The following is an 18,766-nucleotide window of genomic DNA, read 5'->3' as shown; positions in this document are numbered from 1 at the left end:
ACCACGGCATCGCACCGTCCGGATTGAACGGTGACGACATTGCATGTGAACCGTGTTATCGTTTTATCCCAACAGAGAGGGAACATCCGGAGCGCTGTCCGTTGGTGCCTTTTCCCCGGCGCCAATTTGGGTGCGCTCAGGACGATCCCCAGATCGGTCAGTTTGGCGCCGTGCACTGGTCAAATCGGATCTGCGCAAAAGCCGCCTAAATCAACCAGTTCTCGCCTCCAAGACGCGACGATGTAGGCCGAGATCATGAAGTTTTCGAAGTGACCAGGCGCCACCGCCGCTAACCCGAGACAAAAGCCATGACGGGGTTCGAGCATACCGCGCTAACCCGGTTGGACACGTTCTTCAGCCCGGCCGCCGCCGCACATCCTGGCCTCTCCGGCTTCAGCCTTTTAAGCGAAGCGCGAGAGGCCTTCATCACGCGCTTGGCGCTGGCCGACCTTGCCGAGCGATATCTCGACTTGCAGTACTATGTGTGGGACGGCGACACGACTGGCCGGATCATTGTCGACCACGTGATGAGGGCGGCTGATCGTGGGGTCCGGGTGCGGCTCCTCGTCGACGATCCCTATTACAAGGCCAGTGATCAGGTCAAAGCTGCCCTCGACGCCCACTCCAATGTCGAAATTCGTCTGTTCAACCCGACCAAAAGTCGGAGGTGGTCCAGGCTGGACTTCCTTACTGACTTCCGACGGGTCAATCGCCGCATGCACAACAAGCTGATGGTCGCAGACAATTCGGCGGCGATCGTCGGGGGCCGCAATATCGGCGACGATTACTATGGGGTGAACACCGTCGCCAATTTTCGCGACCTGGATGTACTGGCGGTCGGACCCGTTGTGGGCGATCTGTCCGGGGTTTTCGACCGATACTGGAACAGCGCCTCGACTGTTCCAATCGCAACAATCGTGGGGCGCACCTACGACGCCACCGATCTCGATGCCATCCTGACCCGCTTGCGCCAAGAGATTGCCGCAGCCGACTACCCCTATCCGATCAACCAGGATCTCGACGAGCTGGCGGCCCGGAGCGCCGAGCTGCGCGACAGTCTGGTGTGGGCGCCAGGCCGGATCATCGCAGACGACCCGGAAGCAATCGCCCGCGGTAAGGCTGCCGACGACGTGGTCGCCTTCATTCGCGGACGGGTCTCCGAGTTGAAGGAGGAGCTGCTCGCCGAGGCGCCTTATTTCGTGCTGCCCGCCGGGGCGCAGGCGATCGTCAAGGCGCTGCACGAACGTCATGTTCGCGTACGGGTGCTAACCAATTCGCTCGCTTCTAACAACCAGCTCGCCGCGCATTCTGTCTATGCCAAAACCCGCAGGCGCCTGCTCGAGAACGGCCTGGAGCTCTACGAGCTGCGCTCGGACACCGACGCCTTCCGGACAGGTTGGTCGCTCGGTTCCGCGCGGTCGCGGGCAGCCTTGCACACCAAGGCCATGGTCTTCGACAGCAAGGCCGTGTTTATCGGCAGCTTCAACCTCGACCCGCGATCAGCCGTAATCAACACGGAAGCCGGCCTGTACATCGAGAGCCCGGAGCTTGCCTCGAGGCTAACGGCCTATATGGCGACCGGCGTCGCGCCCGCCAACAGCTACCGCGTCTTCCTCGATCCGAATGGCGGGATCGTCTGGAAAACGGTGCGGGACGGCGAGATCGTCAGCTACGGGGATGAGCCCGAAACGGGATTCCGCCGGCGGCTTGTCGCCGACCTCGTGAAACTCCTGCCGATCGACTCGCAAGTTTGACACCTCCCACCGTTCCGTAACCAGCGGTTTACTGTAGTTGGAGAGAGATCGCTCGCGACGGATTCGAAGGTGCCCTTGTTCACAGATACATAAGGGTTTGGTCACACCTTGGCACCGCGGGACGGCGAGGGACCTATGCAGCAGGCAGCAGTTGAAGCGGACGACAAAGCACCGGCACTTCCGGAGGCAGACGACCTGACTTCGCGACTGCGTCGGGCGGGGGACCTCCTGCGGTCCCATGAGCCGGGCCTCGCCGATCGCTACGATTGGCTGGAGGCCATGATCAACCATGTGCCGGATTACATCTACGCAAAGGATCTCGACGGTCGGTTTCTGTTCGCCAACGCTGCGGTTGTCTCGAACAACGGACTGGACAGCGTTCAGGAACTCATCGGCCTGACCGACTTCGACCTCCATCCGTCCAAGGCGGCCGAGGAGATAGCTGCCATCGAACGCCGCGTTATGGATAGCGGCGAACCGGACCTTGGCGTCGAGGAGCTCAGTCTGAAAGGCAATCGCTGGCTCATGATGTCGCGCGTTCCGCTCAAGGACAAGACGGGCAAGGTCATGGGCGTGGTGGGCGCATCGCGGGATATCTCCGCACGAAAGCGGGCAGAACTCCTGATGAAGGCGCAGGCGCGGCTCCTGCAAACGCTGGCGCGGGGCGCAAATCTCAGCCCATTTCTGAAGGAGGTTGCCGACCTCCTCGAAGAGGTCATCCAGGGCGCCGCCGCCGCCATCCTGCTGCACCGCCGGGGCGGCGAGGCGCTACATCTCGCGGCAGCATCGCCCACCACACGCGCAGCGTCCGTTTTGCCATCGGACATCGTCGGCATCCCCGCATTGTGGCGCTGCTTCGCAATTCCATCCGGCGAAGGTGAGCAGCACGGGTTGTTGGCGATCCACGGATCGCTCGGTCAGGACGCAAGTCTTTCCGAATTCCTTGTGGGAGTGGCACAGACGATTGGCATCGCAATCGACCGCCACCACGACGCCGAACGGATCGCCTTCCTGGCCGAGCACGATGCGCTGACCGGGCTGCCGAACCGAACGCTGCTTGACCGGAAGCTTGCCGGCATCCTGGAGCTCGCGATCGAATCTGCAAGCGAGGTTGCGGTCGTCTTCCTGGACCTCGATAACTTCAAGCTCGTCAACGACAGCTTGGGACACGCGGTCGGCGACACGCTCCTCCAGGTCGTCGCCAACCGGATCTCCGAGGCGGTCGGACAGGGCGGTCTTGTTTCCCGCGTCGGCGGCGATGAATTCATCATCGCCTTGCAGCAGACCGACGAGGATTTCCTTCCACGACTGACGCGCATCCGCAACGCCATCGGGCAACCGCTCACACTGGCCGGAATGGCGATGCAGCTTACCTGCAGCATGGGCATGGCGCGCTTCCTCGCACACGGGAAAACCGCCGCCGAATTGTTCGTTAATGCGGATATGGCGATGTACTGCGTCAAGGAGAGCGGACGCAACGGAATCAGGACTTTCGAGCCCGCCATGGCCGAGAACGCCCGGCTGAAGCTTGGCAGAACCGAGGAGCTGCGAAGGGCGGTGGAGCTGGACGAGTTCGTCCTGCACTTCCAGCCCCAGAAGGACATGCAAACGGGCGAGGTTATCGGTTTGGAGGCGCTGGTGCGCTGGAACCATCCCACGGACGGGCTGCTGTTCCCCGCAGACTTCATCCCGCTCGCAGAAGAGTCGGGTCTCATCGTTCCGATCGGCGACGCTGTCTTGCGAAAGGCGTGCCAACAGGCGGAGGAATGGCAGGCGATGGGCCTTCCTGCTGTGACGATCGGCGTCAACATGTCGGCGCGGCAGTTCCAGGAATCGGGCATGACGCGGCAGGTAGCCGCCGCTCTCGCCGAAAGCGGGCTCGAACCCAGGTGGCTTGAGATCGAAGTCACCGAAAGCCTTCTGATGCGGGACGTCCATGGCGCAGTCGCGAAAATGAACGAGCTGAACGATCTCGGCGTGAGCCTTGCCATCGACGATTTCGGAACGGGCTACTCGAACCTGAGCACGCTCAAGAGCTTTCCGCTGTCGCGACTGAAGATCGACCGTTCCTTTATCACGGATATTCCAGGCGATGCCGACGACATGGCAATCACCTCGGCGATCATTTCCCTGGCACGCACGCTGGAACTCGATGTGATCGCAGAGGGCGTCGAGACGGAGGAACAGGCGCATTTCCTGTCGGTCGCCGGCTGTTTCGCAGTCCAGGGATACCTGTTCAGCAGACCTGTGCCGGCGGGGCAGATACCCCTCTTGATGCAGGGACGAGCCACAAAGGTCGACTGATCTCGCCGGGCAGAAAAACTCATTTGGAGAAGGAAGTCCCGGAGCCTTCAGAATGACGATATGACCACTGCTGGCGAACTCTCAGGCGACGACAGGATAGTGTAGGCGATGCGCCTCCCGCTCCAGCTCTGCCAGAGGCTCGTAGTCGGCGTCAGTGAGCGCCGCAAAACCCCGGAGGGACAAGGTGTCACGCACCGCCTCAAGTCGCGGCTCGGCAATCGCCTTGTCAAGCGCCCGCCGCAGCGCGGCGACCTCGTCGTCAGACGCGCTTCCCCGTGTGATGAAAGGCAGTCCGGGGCCTTTCGCGGTTTCGGCAAGCACGCGAACGCCCGAGAGCCGCGCGGGGTCGAAGCGCAGCGTGTTGCCATAGGTGACGCAGTCGATCGCTGCAACATCGGCCACGCCGGTCGACACCGCATCGATGCTGCCTCCGTGACCGCCGGTTTCGACCACCGAGGAAAAGAAGCGGGCGCCTCCGGCAATTGGTGCAATCTTCGCGCGGAAAAGGTTGGCCCCGGAGTTGCTGCCCGGCTCGTTGATGGCTGCCTTCACCCCGCGCAAATCATCCAACGATCGGGCTTGCGACACCTTGCGCACGATGATGAAGCTGCATTTGTCCGGCCCGTCGCAGCCTGGGTGCGAATAGACAGGCGTTGCAACCAGCCGAACCTTGGTTCGCAGATGCTTCACATAGGGATAGCCGCAGGTCTGGGCGAGCAGAAGATCCGGATCCGTCCAGGCAGCGTCGTAGCGCAGGTCTTCGTCCAAAGCTTCTGGAACGTCGACAAGCCCCTCTTCCCGCAAGACGTCGCGCAAGAAGTCCCAAAGCGAGATCGTCGCAGCCGCGAGCGGGGGCGGACTGACGTACATGGCAAGGCTCGCGAGACGCATCTAAGACTCTTTCATGTGGCAGAACAGGGGCTACAGCGACAACAACGGGCGAGTGCAGCGACGCCGGCGGATCCTCAGTGGTGGGGATGGGTTGGATTGTCGTGCGGCTTCAACAGGAAGCGGCGGGCAATGTCCCAATACCCATCATAGACCAATCCCCCATTCGAACGCACCAGCGTCTCGCGTTGTTGGCGGTAGACCGATGGCAGGCGATACCAGGATATGCCGGGCTTGCGATGATGGAGGACGTGCAGGTTGTTGTAGAGAAAAAGCAGGCCGAAGAGCGGGCTGTTTTCAACGATCGCCGTGCGTTCCTCATGGCTCTCGGCGTATCTATGTTCGGCAAAGGACCGTAAGCGCGTCATTGCCGCACCGACATAGACAAAACCGAAGAGGTAGAGCCAGAGCGGCATACCGCAGATGATCGTGACCCAAGCAAGAACGGCCAGAACGCAGGCGCCGTGCAAGGCCCATATCCGCCGCCGCCGCGGCTCGTTCGACGCGAGCATTCGGCGCTCCTGCGCCAGAAAGCTGAAAATCATCACCGCGGGACCGATGATGAGGCGGCCAAGCAGCGTCGAATTCCATCGCGCCAGAAGGCGACCGAAACCGCCGAGCCGTTCCCAGGCAGCCTTGGTGAAGTACGAGGATTCCGGATCCTCGATCGGATCCGTGAGGAATTCGTCACGATGATGTTCAAGATGGCTTGTCTTGTAGATCTGATAGGGCAACCAGAGCGACAGCGGAATGGATCCGAAGGCGTCGTTGATGCGCCGATTGCCGGTCGGGTGATTGTGCATCACTTCGTGCTGGAGAGATCCATGCCACGCGATCAGCCACCCGCCCAGAATGCAAAGGACGAACAGTGGCAATGATTGCCACCACCAGGTAAGAGCCAGGAATCCGCCATGGATGACCAGGGCAAGAATAACGGTTGGCCATTCTGTCGGGCGTGCCGGCACAACGGTCAAGGCGACCTGCGAAGTCTTGTCGAGCATGCGTTTGATTTCCTCATCAACGACGGGAATCTAGCAGAGCGCCCACAAAACAGGAGACAATCCTTATCTAATTTGTGGATTTAAACAGGAAAATTGGCCTACGCCGGCGGTCGCCATGGCAGGGGCAGGCGACGCCTCAGAGGCGTACAGGGCGCGTCAGCCTTATCCTGCCGCATCGGCCACAAAGGCCAAAACCCTGTTTTTGTCCCAGGACATCCCCTCTGCGGCAAGCTCCCCATACCGCGCGCCGCCGAGCTGCGATCTTGCCGACGCAATCGCATTGTCGAATTCTGCCTGATCCGCCGGCTCGAAGGAAACACCGACTTCGCGCAGCATCGATGTCGCGGCTCCGAACAATCTTGCCGCATCTTCAGCGTTCGACTTTTTCAACGCCAGTTCGCCTGCGAGCGCAACATAGAGGTTGATCATCATCGTGTAGTCATATTCGTTCGCCAACCGGATTGCCTCCCGCAGGTATGTCTGCGCGGTTTCAAGGTCGTCGCTGCGAAGCGAAACGTGGCACATGTTCAGAAGCAATGCGCCCATCCAATACTGGTCGTCGCATTGCCGCATCAGAACCAGCGCCTCCCTATAGCATTGCGCTGCCGCCTCCATATCGCCGCCACCGCGAGCGCCCTCACCCAGGGCGATCAAAGCAATACCGGCAGAATGCGGGTCGTTCTGCTCGCGGCACAACTCCAGGGCTGTGATGACCAGGTTCGGTCCTTCGTCCCCTTCTATCGTCGCTGCGGTTGTCGCACCCAAGGTAATCATCGTCGCCGCCACCTCCCGGCCGCAACCCAATGCCTTGAAAATGTCGTGCGCAGCCTTGAAATGCGGCAGTCCCCCGGCGTAGTCGCCGGAAATCAGTTTCAGCCATCCAGTGACGTCGTTCAGCACGGCGACCTCTCGGGTTGCCTTGACCTCCGAGGCGATCGTCAATGCTCGGTCCGTCCACAGCAGCCCCTCGGTGAATTGCGCCCTGGGGATCAGGTACCATAGCAACGCTTGCAAATAGCGACTGATGCGGTCGAAGTCCGCTTGCTCCATGCTCCAGCCTAGCGCCGCCCTGACGTTATCCATTTCGGTCTGCAGTTCACTGACCTGCCGCCGCTGACCGGATCCCACCAATCCCGGAGACAGGTTCTCCACCAACTGCAAATAGTAGTCGGCATGGAGGGCCTTGCATGCATGGGCATCTCCGGAAGCCTCAAGCTTGGCCATGCTGAACTGACGGATTGTCTCAAGCATCGTAAATCTGGAGCTTCCGCCTGCGGTATTTGTCATGAGCAGGCTCTTCTCGCAGAGCGACATCAGAATTTCGACCAACGGCACCCCAGACGGCATCCGCGCGCCACACAGGCATTCGATTGCCGACAGATTGAAACCACCCCTGAAGACCGACATTCTCGCGAGGCAATCCTGCTCTTCTGAATTCAGCAGCCGATAGCTCCAGGAGATAGCTTCATCCAATGTGGAATATCTGAGGTCAGTGCCGTAGCGGGCCTTTCCAATCATCGACAGGCTCTCCTCGAGCCGATCTGACAGCTCCGGCAGGCTCAGTATTCGCAGCCTGGAAGCAGCCAGTTCAATTGCCAGAGGCAGCCCGTCCAGCCGCCTGCAGATGTTGGTGACCAGGGCGGTCGTTCGTTCGTCGAGAACAAAATCGCGGGTAACTATTCTCGCTCTGTCCGCGAACAATCGCACGGAATCACACTGGACAGCCTCCAGTGGCGATTCTGGCAGATCAAGGGGCCCAACGGAGTAGACAACCTCTTCGGGTAGTCGAAGCGGCTCGCGCGTGGTGACCAGCAGAGCCAGTTTGGGACAGCGCTCCTGCAACATCTGTACATCGAGCGCCGCCTCGATGAGGTGCTCGAAGTTGTCGACGACAAGCAGAAGCTGCCGCGTGGCCATGAAATGCGTCAGTCCTTCCAGAACCGTACGTCCCCTGTATTCCGGCACGCCGAGTGTCTGCGCGATTACCGGAAGGACGAGATTTGGTTTGGCAACCGCGCCGAGGGCCACGAGGAAGACACCGTCACCGTAGAAGGGAACCAGCGCTCGCGCCGCCTCGATTGCCAGCCGCGTCTTGCCGGCGCCGCCAGGCCCTGCCAGCGTTACCAGCCGTTTATTATCGCGCATCAACAGTTCCGAGATCGCGGACAAGTCACTCTGTCGGCCCACGAAGGCGTTGGTCGCCTTCGGCAGATTGGTGGGGTGGTTGTCTATCGATTTTATCGGTGGAAAATCTCGATCGAGACCTGACACGCGGACTTCGTAGAGGTGCTCCGGAAACGAAAGATCCTTCAGCCGATGACTGCCCAGGAAACGAAAGTTCGTGCCGGCGTCAACTTTGTCCTTGTCCAGCTCTGCCATCGTTGCGCTGGAGATCAGGATCTGGCCTCCATTGGCGGCTTCCGAGATGCGGGCAGCGCGATGCACGTCTATGCCAACATATCCGATGCCTGCATCGGCAACCGGATACACCTCGCCCGTATGCAGGCCAATCCTGACCTTCAGGACGATGTCATCCGGCCATTTTTCCTGGGCGAGCGACCGCTGAACGGCAACAGCGGCGCGAAAGGCGTCTCCGGCTTTGTCGAAGGAGGCGAAGAGTGCGTCGGAATGCGCGACGACCACGGCTCCTCCGTTGGCCAGCGTTTCTTGCCGGAGAATCTCAAAGTGACGGTCCACAACCGCGAAGAATACATCCGTATGATTTTGCACAAGCAAGGTCGACCCCTCTATGTCCGTGAACATAAGGGTGGCCCACTGGGGCGCGGAATGGTCAAATCTGCGAGGCAGAGCTCCCATTTTCTTCGATCATGCTGTTGGTTGCGGCCGACGTGCCGCCTATAACATCCGCGGAAGGATGACTGTTTGAATAGGCCAGGTGAATTTCGTGAGCTTTTTCTTGATATCGATCAGGGCCTGAACCTCTTCCTTGGTCAGGTCTTCGACTTGTTTCTTTTGCTCGTCCGTCAGCCCTGCGCCGTCATCGAATATCTGCGCGTCTTTGAGCAAGTCATAGTTGGATTTTGCCATTGTCGCCTCTCCTTGCGAGCAAGAAAGAATAACTGCAGCGAAGTCACTATACGGTGCTGTCACGTTATTTGAAAGAGCCCGGATTGAGAAGGGAGCGCCAATTTAAAGCCAGGAGAACAGCGGTCGCGAAGCGGATGAATACTGATGTGAGCCAAGAAGAGCGGGAACCGCTCTCAGTGGAGCCCAAACTCACGAAGCAGCTCTTGCCGATACCGCACGAAGCGTTCTTCGCTTCTGTCGCGAGGCCGAGGAAGGTCGATGTCGATCGTGCGCATCCTGTCCGTCCGGCTCACCGGCAATATCAATACCCGATCGGCAAGATAGATCGCTTCCTCGAGGTCATGCGTAACGACAACCATCGTCACGTTCTCCTCGTGCCAGATACGGGTCAGCTCCTCCTGCATGGTGATTTTGGTCATGGCATCGAGCGCACCAAACGGTTCGTCCAGCAGCAGGATCTCCGGTTGGATTGTCAGCGCCCGGGCAATTCCGACCCGCTGAGCCATCCCCCCGGAGAGTTGCTTCGGATAGGCGTCGGTAAAGTCCTTGAGACCAACGAGCGCAACGTATCGCGCGGCTCTCTCCTGGGCCTTTTTGCGCGCGATACCGCGAACCTCCAGTCCGAAGGCGACATTTTCCAGAACACTCAGCCAGGGGAGAAGCCGTGGCTCCTGAAAGATGACCGCCCTCTCCGGCCCCACACCGGCGATTGGGCGACCGTCGACCAAGACGCTCCCGCGGTCCGCCGCCTCCAGGCCGGCGAGAACCCGAAGGAGGGTCGTCTTCCCCGAACCGCTAGCCCCAACGATCGCCAGGCATTCGCCTGAGCGGACGTCGAAATTGACGCCCCGCAGGACATCGACGGATCGACCGTTGATACTGAAGGACTTAGAGAGATCGCGGATCGATACCCCGCCTTGCGCACCGATGGTGTTCGTCTCACTCATTGTCATGCTCAATTCACTTTGGCTGAGGCTTGGAAAAGGATATCGGCCGGCTTCAGTTTGTCTTTCGGAAGACTTCCTTCCCGCTCGAGCACGCCGATCCAGAATCCCAGGTCGTTTTCATTGGATACGGCGCCAGGGCGCAAGCCGAAGCCTTTCCAGAATTGGGCGAGTTCTGGGTTCTCGCCGCGTTTCTCAAGGATGCCTGCAAGAACCTTGCGCGCGTCATCGGGATGTTCGCGTGACCAGTCAGCCGCTCGCGCTGCCTGCTTCACGAAGTTGGCGGCGGCATCGGGGTGGCTGTTGACGAAATCTCGTCGAACGACCGTATAGCCGCCGGCGATATCGCCCAGCACGTCCGTGTCGTTGAAGACCGGCTTGACGCCGCCGTTTTTGACCAGCATGCCTTCGAAGGTGGCCTGCCAATAGCCCAGAGCCGCGATATCGACCTGCCCCGATCGCAATGTCGGCTCCAGTTGCGGGCCGGGTACGACCACCAGGTTGGCAGCATTCTGAGGGAGGCCGGCCTTATGCAAGGCCTCACGGATCGCGTAGTCAAGGTGCGCGCCGAGGGTGTTGACGGCGATCGTCTTGCCTTGAATATCGGCAACAGAGTGAATGGGGCTGCCGTCAAGGACATAGAACGTGCTCTTGACCTCGTCGTTGATGCCATTTGATGGGTAGGCGGCCACGAAGTCATTGCCGCCGGCAATTGAATTGATGACAGCAGCGGTTGCGGCAGATCCGATATCGACGCTTCCGGACGCCAAAGCGAAGAGGGATTCTGGTCCCCCGGCTGCGTAGCCGACATCTTCGAGCTTGATACCGAAATCCTTGTAATAGCCGAGTTCGTCGGCAAGCTCGTGTGGGCTGATGCTGCCTCGGCTTGCAAGGTAGCGCAGTGTCACAGGTTCTTGGGCAAGTGCAGGACCTGCAACTGCAGTCAAGGAGGCCCCGATAAGCAACGCTGCGGCTGCGCGAAGGTGGAAAGAAGATGCCATGGGATGGTTCCTTTGCAATGGGTCGTTGGAAGGCAGTCAGAGGAATTTCTCATTCCAGCGGCAAAGCCGGCGCTGCAGAAACACCAGGGCGTAGTTGGTTGAGAGGCCAAGCAGTGCCAGGATAGTTATCGCGGCAAACATCAGCGGAATCTGGAAGTTGTACTGCGCATTGAGCACCTGGAATCCCACGCCCTTGTTGGCTCCGATCATCTCCGCGGCAATGAGCAAAAGGAGTGCGGTGGTAGCGCTGAGGCGAAGGCCTACAAAGATCGACGGGACCGCGCCCGGCAGGATGACGCGCTTAAAGATCGTGGGGCCCTTGGCTCCATAGACCCGCGCCATCTCGATCAGCTTCGGATCGACTTCCTTCACGCCGCTGATCGTGTTCAGCAGGAGAGGAAAGAGTGTCGCCCAGAAAATCACGAATACCTTGGAGGCCTCGCCGAGTCCGAGAAACAGGATGAAGACGGGATAGAGGGCCAGTGCCGAAGTCTGTCGGAAGAGTTGAAGAATAGGATCAAGTGCGCGCTCGATGGGGCGAACCTGCCCCATGACGAGCCCCAGCGGTATCGCGACGACCACGGAAGCCACGAAGGCGAGGCCGGCGCGCTGAAGGCTTATGGCAATGTCGTCGATGAGCGCACCACCCGCTATACCTTTCCAGAGTGCCACTGCGATCATGTCCAGCGACGGCAGCAGGGATGCGCTGATCCAGCCCGCGCGGCTGGAGATCTGCCAGAGGGCCAGAAAGACAACCAGTGCCCCGTACTGGGCGACGAGCCTTGACGCGGAACTACATATCGCGCGGATCAGCAAACGGGGACTCGCCCAGCGGGTTTCGGCAGTTGTTTGGTGCTCGATTGCAGCCGGACGTTCGACATCCTGAAGAGTCATGTGAGTTGTCTCCCGGTTGATTGGCTACTCGGCTGCGTCGGCGATGACGCGCGCCCGGGTCGTCCAGGTGTTGACCGGACGCGGCAAACCCAGGTTTTCTCTCAGGGTTCGCCCCTCATACCGCGTTCTGAACAGACCGCGCTTTTGCAGTTCCGGGATCACAAGGTCGACGAAGTCGTCCAGAGCGCCGGGAAGCCAAGGCGGAAGGATGTTAAATCCGTCGGCGGCCTCGTTTTCGAACCAGGATTGAAGCTGATCGGCGATCTGTTCGGCGCTGCCAACGATTGTATAGTGTCCGCGAGCTGTCGCGACCCACTGATAGAGTTGGCGAATTGTAAATCCATGCTCGTCGGCGATCTGGCGGATAAGTGTCTGTCGGCTCTTCAGCCCCTCTGTTTCGTCACTGTGAGGCAACGGTCCGTCGAGCGGATAGCCGCTGAGATCCAATGTGCCTCCTGTCAGGCCATTCAACAACGCGACGCCGTCCTCGGGGAGGATAAGGCTGTTGAGGTAATCGTACTTCTCTCGAGCTTCCTGTTCCGTGCGCCCCACGAAGGGCGCGACCCCCGGCATAATGAGGACATGTTCCGGCAACCGTCCTGCCGCCCTGACGCGAGACTTGATATCCCGGTAGAATTCCTGCGCCGACGCAAGGGTCTGATGCGCCGTAAAGATGACTTCAGCCGAGGTCGTGGCGAGCTTTCGTCCATCCTCGGACTGTCCAGCCTGGACGATGACGGGATGCCCCTGAAGCGAACGGGGCGCATTCAAAGGTCCCTTCACGCTGAAATGCTTGCCGCGATAATCAGCATCGTGGAGCTTCGAAGGATCGTAAAATCTGCCGGTTTCCTTGTCCCTGAGAAACGCGTCGTCCTCCCAGCTGTCCCACAAGGCCTTGACGACATCGACGTGTTCCTGGGCTCGGCTGTACCGATCGGCATGAGCTGGTTGCACATCCAGATTGAAATTGCGGGCAGTTTCGTCGCCGGCTGAGGTTACGACGTTCCATCCGGCGCGGCCGTTCGACAACAGGTCGAGAGACGCGAACTTGCGAGCGACGGTGTATGGCTCCTCGTAGGTGGTCGACGACGTTGCAATGAAGCCGATATTTTGTGTCAGCGGTGCAAGAGCAGAGAAAAGCGTGACAGGTTCGAAGCCCGCGATCTTTGCGTTGCCGCCTTCCCGTCCTCCCAACCCGACCGACAAGTTGTCGGCGAGAAAGAAGGCATCAAACAGCCCACGTTCGGCGGTTAGCGCCAGCTGTTTGTGAAACTCGAAGTTCGTTGCTCCATCCGCTGGAGAACCGGGATGTCGCCAGGCAGCGATATGCTGCCCTCCGCCAGGAAGAAATGCGCCAAGTTTGATCGTCCGCGTCATGTGTCTGCTCCCGAATTGCCTGTTGTCTATCAAATCGATAGATTTCAATCCATGGGAGGCAGGGGTTTCCAATTTTAGGCTATATGGTGAAACAAACTATGTGAAATATCGGCCTACGATAGATTGGTGCGGGCTCATTCGATTGGACAGCGCTGAAGACCACACAGAAGGCTGACGGACGAACGTCTGCCGGGACCGCAGTGTGGTCACACATGGCGAAGTTCGTTGAGCGGATGATGTGCGATCCTTCAAGGTGACCAGCTTCGTGCTAGTGCGTTAGGAGCATGTGTCGGTCCCCACCAGCAAGATGTTCGCTAATTGCCCTGCGGATGTCAGTCAATGTGTCGAATACCCTGTTGTCGAGGTCAATAACGTGGAACCGGACAGCGATAAACCTGAGGCGGTTCTCTTCGGGAACGACAATTCCAACCTCTTGCCCATTGAATACAATAGCCTGTCTTTGCATAACAAACTCCGCCCGCACATATGCAGGATCATAATTAGCAAATTGGAATGAACGATTTGCGACGCGCTAGGTTCACGATCCTACGAATCGCAGCTCGAAGTTTCGTCATCGTTCGCGGAAGAAAGAAGTTGGACAAACCTTGCGACCGTTCCCTCTGGCTGATCAAATTGGGACAACCGATGACGTCGACCTCAAATTCATCTCGACCGAAAATAGCCTCGAAAATCGGTCCAAGCAACTGCTTTTTATATATATTTAGCTTCCTATTAAATATGATAATTGCCGCACTGCGAAAAACAAGGCTGCGGCGCTGGCATGACTGTCTGGCCAGCGCGAAATGGTTCACAGATGAGAAGAAAACAGGGTCGGCATGATCTGCATCCCGACCCCAACCTTTGCCGAGCACTCCATAACCGGCCCGCTGCCCTAGACTAGAAAGACAGCAGTGCTCGCTTCGTGCTTCGTTATGACGGTTACAACAACCGTGCTCTTATGTGCGTGACTACTTCTGAATGCAGGTATCAACGGTGTCCTTTGTGCATTCATCGAGACCTGTGAAGACCGGATCCTCTACCGGCTTTCCGGCGATCAGATCCATCATAACAGATGGCGCCTTGTAGCCCATCTCGAAGGGCCTCTGGCCCACAAGCGCTGTGACCAGACCCTCGCGCGCAATCGCCACTTCGTCACCGATCGTGTCGGCGGCGCCGATGACGAAGGTGTTGTTGGCTATCTTGTCTGCCATCGGCTTGAACAGGTCGCGGTAAGGCTGCGGTGCACCGAACAGCGGCCAACCGCCCATGATGCCGAACGCAGCCAGGTCAGGATTGGCCGCAAGGATGTCTGTCATCGCCTGCACGCCCTTGGCACCGTCGTCATTGGTGAACACCGGGCATCCGGCGACTTCCGTCCATCCGCCCTCGCCCTTCAGCTCGGCAATGCCCTTCTGGCCGGTAAGAGTGTCGCGCATCCCTTGAGCGCGGCGCAGAATGTTGTCAGCCCCAGGATTGCCTTCGATTGTACAGATCTTGCCGCCCTTCGGCATAGCTTTTTTGATATACTCGCCGATGCGCGCTCCCATGAGGTAGTTGTCAGTGCCGAGATAAGTCTTGCGCAGCGCCGCGTCCTCGGCCGCAAGATCCGCATCCAGTGTCATCACCGGAACTGTGGGATTGGCCGTCTTCAGGGTCTGGGCGATCAGCTTGGCGTTTGAGGGCGAAATCGCGATCGCCGCGGTGTCGGCCTTGCCCAGCATGTCCTGTACGATCTGCGCTTCACCGGCCTCATCGGAGGTCGATGCAGGACCGGTGTAGAAGCATTCATACTCCGAGTCCGGATTTTCCTTGTTCCATTTCTGGCAACCCTGGTTGATCGCTTCGAAGAATGGATTGTCGAGGCCCTTCACGACGATGACGAGCTGTTTTTTTGCCAGAGCCTGTCCAGCAGTAAGAGCCAAAAGCGCCACGCCCACCAGTAGTATCTTCTTCATTGCTTCCTCCCTTGAAACGGACGGACACGGGCGTGTCCGCCACACATCAACCCGGGTACCAGACGATACGAGGATCATCTTGTGAACGCTCGTAGGTCCAGGCCGAGTCGATAAGCAATTCCAGATCGTAGTCGGGTCGCCAATCCAGCAGGTACTTGGCCTTGCTGTTGTCCATCCAGTTCGAATGGAACCGGCTCGGTATGTCGACTGAATCGAGGCCGCGGGTTCGCGCGAGATAGCCGGCGACTTCGCCATAGTCGACCGGCCTATCCATGCAAATGTTGAAGAGTTCCCGCTTCGCGCGCGGATTGTCGATCGCCGCCAGGATGGCGCTGACCAGATCATCGATGTGCACGAAATTGCGCTTCAGCGGGCGCCCGTCGGCGTCGCGCAGCAGCGGTACGGTGCCGTCTCTGGCATAGGCCTTCGCGTCGGCTTGGGGGACGAGCGTTTTCCAATCGGGACCACCGAACACATCGTCACCGAAAGACAGCGTATGCTTGAAGTCGTCTTTTTCCATGATCCAGGGTGCACGCAGGCAGCACGTGTTGATGTCGTACTGTATGCCGAACTGCTCCAGCATCACCTCTTCCAGCACCTTGGACAGAGCGTAGCTTCCAGGATAGGCGGAGTGCGGCGTATGCTCGGTGATCGGCCCCGCATGGCGATAGAAGAAATGACCGACCCCGGCATCGCCGCCAATGAGGATGAACTGTTGCCCGGTCGTGCTTGCCCGGAACGCCTCCAGCAGCCAGAACAGTCCTTTGACTGTTACGTCCATGACGTCGGCGGGCGTTTCCTTGCACGTGGCAAGGTGTACAACATGGGTAACATCGACGAGGGCTGCGGTCGCGACGGCGCGATCGGCGAGCGAACCCCGCACCACTTCGACCCGGTCTGTCTCATCGAACAGCCGGTTATGACAAAGGGCACGTATGCGCGCATTCGAAAATCGCGGATCGTCAAGCAGCCCAGCAATGAAGTGCCGCCCGACCTTGCCCGTAGCACCGGTGACAAGGGTAAGCATGCTCTCCTCCCAGCAAACAGCTAATATCCGCGCGCTCGGCGCGTCAACGGATATTTATGAGTAGTTGACATCAGGTTGCTCGTACAATTGATTGACGCTGTCACGTAGCTTTGCATAAATGCGACGTATCGCTCTCCGTCGGAGGAAGTCGGGAGAAAGAGCGATCTTGGGAGGTCAGAAGGCTGGTGTCAGTTCTCGAACTCACCAACATCTTCAAACATTTCGGCGCCATCCAGGCGGTCAATGACGTTTCGTTTGCCCTCGAGGCGGGGCAGGTGGTCGGACTGATGGGCGACAACGGCGCCGGCAAGTCGACCTTGGTCAAGATAATCGCTGGCAACTTTCGGCCGAGCCACGGCACCATGCGCATGAACGGTGCTGAACTTGTCCTTCACCGTCCTATTGAAGCCCGTCAGCACGGTATCGAGATCGTTCACCAGGATCTTGCGCTTTGCGACAATCTCACAGCAGCTGCGAACGTATTTCTCGGTCGCGAATTACGCCGCGGCTTCGGCCCTCTGCAGGTGCTAGACTACGGGGCGATGTACCGGCGCGCGGGGGAGATCTTCAAGGAACTGAAATCAGAGACCCGTCCTCGGGGTCTGGTCAAGCAGATGTCGGGCGGCCAGCGGCAGGCGGTGGCGATCGCCCGAACCATGCTGTCTGAGGCAAAGATCGTGCTGATGGACGAGCCGACAGCAGCCATATCGGTGCGGCAGGTAGCGGAAGTTCTCAACCTCATCTGTCACTTGCGCGATCGCGGCATTGCAGTCGTGCTCATCAGCCACCGGATGCCAGATGTGTTTTCTGTTGCAGACCGGGTCATTGTGATGCGGCGAGGCAGAAAAGTCGCGGACAAGCCAATAGCGTCGAGTTCGCCCGAAGAAGTGACGGGGCTCATTACCGGCGCGATCGAACAGGTATGATTGCAGGGCCGATATCGAATGTAAGAGAAGGTCGACAATGACGATTACCCTTGACCAGACGATCAGGCAGAAGCAGCAACGCTGGTTTGCCGCAATCCTTGGCAGTCAAACGTTCTGGGTCCTGTGCTCCGTCATCCTGGCCTGCATTTTCCTCTCTTTTGCCACCGACTCCTTCGCGACGGCGAAAAACCTCTACAACATCACCCGAAACGTTACTTTCGTCGCAATCATTGCGCTCGGGATGACGCTCGTCATCATCACCGGGGGGATCGACCTGTCGGTCGGCTCGGTGCTTTGCCTGTGCAGCATGGTGCTCGCGGTCGTCATGCATGCCGGCTACAGCATAGAAGTCGGCATCGTCGCCTCGGTGAGCACTGCTCTGGTGATCGGGGCGTTCAACGGGGTGTTGATCGCATATCTGGGTTTTCCACCCTTTGTCGTCACGCTCGGCATGCTCTCGATCGCTCGCAGCCTGGCGATGGTGGCCTCCAACAACACGGTCGTCTTCCAGTTCGGGCCGGATCACGACAAATTGCTGGCGCTGGGCGGTGGCGCCTGGTTTTTCGGCATTGCGAACCCGGTGCTCTACATGATCGCCCTGGCGATTGTCACCGGCTTCGTGCTGCGCTGGACCAGATTCGGTCGCTATGTCTTTGCCATCGGCGGCAATGAACACGCTGCGACGCTCACTGGCGTCCCGGTACGAAGGATCAAAGTCGCAGTTTACATGATTTCCGCCCTGTCGGCGGGGATTGCCGGGATCATTCAGACCGGCTGGCTTGGCGCCGTGACCACCAACATCGGGGCCGGAATGGAGCTTCAGGTCATCGCTGCTGCCGTCATCGGCGGTGCCAATCTGGCCGGCGGGGTCGGCACGGCCTTCGGCGCGTTAATCGGAGCGGCATTGATCGAGGTGATCCGCAACAGCCTCGGCCTGCTGGGCATCAATGCCTTCTGGCAAGGCACATTCATCGGCGGCGCTATCGTGCTCGCCGTCCTGTTCGACAGGATCCGCAACTTTCGTCAAAGTGAATAGCAAAGGCGCAGCATCGTCGGCGACCTGCCACCGCAGAAATGCGTCAGCACCGAAGCCGGCAGCACAAAAATGCGTGCTGCGCCAGAGATTCGCCCGGAGGAAAAATCCGCTACGTCTTCATCGGGCGGACCGACTGATAGACGAAGGGTTGTTCCGGCACGCCTCGGAATTGCGAACACGTCATACGATGCTCCCGGATGATCGCCCGTGCCGAGCGATCCGGAGGGCATGCCGGGTACCGCCAAGCCGTCGATATCGGGTTTCTCGCGGAGCATCCGTTACAGCGCCTCCAGCGGAACATGTGCTTCGAGGTATTTCCCCTCAACGACGCCGGTATGAGAGCTCACCATGGCGTCCGGCACGTTATACCTCACCTTGATCGCGGGGAGATCGGTGACGTCCTCGAAGACGACTGAGAAGCCGGCCTTTGCTAGGACATCGGCCCAGGCATGGCAGCATCCGCAATTCGGATCCTTGTAGACGGCGATCCCGCCAGCCGCTTTCGCCGTCCCGCTCACTATGACTGCGGCCCATGTGACTGCGCCGCTTGGAAAAGCTTGCCTGTTCATCTGTTTTCTCCTTCTTCCGATTTGGAGAACGGGCTTTTTGCA

General features: G+C 59.2%; 15 protein-coding genes and 1 pseudogene. 4 read left to right on the top strand and 12 right to left on the bottom strand.

All coding sequences use genetic code 11. The annotated features are described in order from the left end of the window. Nucleotides 1–308: 308 nt before the first annotated feature. Together ASC97_RS28580 and ASC97_RS28575 are read left to right on the top strand one after the other, a co-directional pair. Nucleotides 309–1,754 (top strand): phospholipase D family protein, encoded by a 1,446-nt coding sequence (locus ASC97_RS28580; RefSeq protein ID WP_057471709.1) that lies wholly within the window; start codon nucleotides 309–311, stop codon nucleotides 1,752–1,754. A gap of 135 nt (nucleotides 1,755–1,889) precedes the next feature. Beyond that, nucleotides 1,890–4,058 (top strand): putative bifunctional diguanylate cyclase/phosphodiesterase, encoded by a 2,169-nt coding sequence (locus ASC97_RS28575; RefSeq protein ID WP_082530211.1) that lies wholly within the window; start codon nucleotides 1,890–1,892, stop codon nucleotides 4,056–4,058. Between the two features lie 81 nt (nucleotides 4,059–4,139). On the opposite strand, the gene ASC97_RS28570 is transcribed toward ASC97_RS28575, so the two are convergent. The 11 genes from ASC97_RS28570 to ASC97_RS28520 all read right to left on the bottom strand — a co-directional run bounded on the left by ASC97_RS28570 (nucleotide 4,140) and on the right by ASC97_RS28520 (nucleotide 16,193). Next, entirely contained in the window at nucleotides 4,140–4,949 is an 810-nt protein-coding gene (locus ASC97_RS28570) for a phosphate/phosphite/phosphonate ABC transporter substrate-binding protein (protein WP_057471708.1), read from the bottom strand. 74 nt (nucleotides 4,950–5,023) lie between these two features. Then, nucleotides 5,024–5,947: a fatty acid desaturase gene (locus ASC97_RS28565; protein ID WP_057471707.1), complete on the bottom strand. Its 924-nt coding sequence runs from the start codon at nucleotides 5,945–5,947 to the stop codon at nucleotides 5,024–5,026. A 162-nt stretch (nucleotides 5,948–6,109) separates the two neighbouring features. Beyond that, entirely contained in the window at nucleotides 6,110–8,710 is a 2,601-nt protein-coding gene (locus ASC97_RS28560; RefSeq protein ID WP_057471706.1) for an NB-ARC domain-containing protein, read from the bottom strand. Between the two features lie 93 nt (nucleotides 8,711–8,803). After that, nucleotides 8,804–8,995 carry an aroma-sacti cluster domain-containing protein gene (locus ASC97_RS28555; RefSeq protein WP_057471705.1) on the bottom strand — a complete coding sequence of 64 codons (192 nt, stop codon included), beginning with the start codon at nucleotides 8,993–8,995 and terminating at the stop codon, nucleotides 8,804–8,806. 173 nt (nucleotides 8,996–9,168) lie between these two features. Then, entirely contained in the window at nucleotides 9,169–9,942 is a 774-nt protein-coding gene (locus ASC97_RS28550) for an ABC transporter ATP-binding protein (protein ID WP_057471849.1), read from the bottom strand. A gap of 8 nt (nucleotides 9,943–9,950) precedes the next feature. Next, a complete protein-coding gene (locus ASC97_RS28545) occupies nucleotides 9,951–10,940 on the bottom strand; it encodes an ABC transporter substrate-binding protein (RefSeq protein WP_082530209.1) in 990 nt (329 codons plus the stop codon). A 36-nt stretch (nucleotides 10,941–10,976) separates the two neighbouring features. Further along, nucleotides 10,977–11,834 carry an ABC transporter permease gene (locus ASC97_RS28540; RefSeq protein WP_057471704.1) on the bottom strand — a complete coding sequence of 286 codons (858 nt, stop codon included), beginning with the start codon at nucleotides 11,832–11,834 and terminating at the stop codon, nucleotides 10,977–10,979. 24 nt (nucleotides 11,835–11,858) lie between these two features. Beyond that, complete coding sequence (locus ASC97_RS28535) at nucleotides 11,859–13,211, bottom strand: LLM class flavin-dependent oxidoreductase (protein WP_057471703.1); 1,353 nt, start codon at nucleotides 13,209–13,211, stop codon at nucleotides 11,859–11,861. Between the two features lie 268 nt (nucleotides 13,212–13,479). Next, nucleotides 13,480–13,677 carry a hypothetical protein gene (locus tag ASC97_RS35855; protein ID WP_057471702.1) on the bottom strand — a complete coding sequence of 66 codons (198 nt, stop codon included), beginning with the start codon at nucleotides 13,675–13,677 and terminating at the stop codon, nucleotides 13,480–13,482. 502 nt (nucleotides 13,678–14,179) lie between these two features. Next, entirely contained in the window at nucleotides 14,180–15,166 is a 987-nt protein-coding gene (locus ASC97_RS28525; RefSeq protein ID WP_057471701.1) for a substrate-binding domain-containing protein, read from the bottom strand. 46 nt (nucleotides 15,167–15,212) lie between these two features. Beyond that, entirely contained in the window at nucleotides 15,213–16,193 is a 981-nt protein-coding gene (locus ASC97_RS28520; RefSeq protein WP_057471700.1) for an NAD-dependent epimerase/dehydratase family protein, read from the bottom strand. Nucleotides 16,194–16,303: 110 nt separating this feature from the next. Here ASC97_RS28520 and ASC97_RS28515 point away from each other — a divergent pair, with 110 nt between their 5' ends. Further along, entirely contained in the window at nucleotides 16,304–17,119 is an 816-nt protein-coding gene (locus ASC97_RS28515) for an ATP-binding cassette domain-containing protein (RefSeq protein ID WP_082530208.1), read from the top strand. Between the two features lie 37 nt (nucleotides 17,120–17,156). Then, a complete protein-coding gene (locus tag ASC97_RS28510; RefSeq protein ID WP_057471699.1) occupies nucleotides 17,157–18,155 on the top strand; it encodes an ABC transporter permease in 999 nt (332 codons plus the stop codon). Between the two features lie 109 nt (nucleotides 18,156–18,264). Here ASC97_RS28510 and ASC97_RS28505 read toward each other — a convergent pair. Then, nucleotides 18,265–18,724 (bottom strand): annotated as a pseudogene (locus ASC97_RS28505) (DUF411 domain-containing protein). Nucleotides 18,725–18,766 lie beyond the last annotated feature (42 nt).

This window comes from Rhizobium sp. Root1203, from assembly GCF_001424945.1.
Lineage (GTDB): Bacteria > Pseudomonadota > Alphaproteobacteria > Rhizobiales > Rhizobiaceae > Rhizobium.
This window is presented reverse-complemented; position numbering and strand designations above follow the sequence as displayed.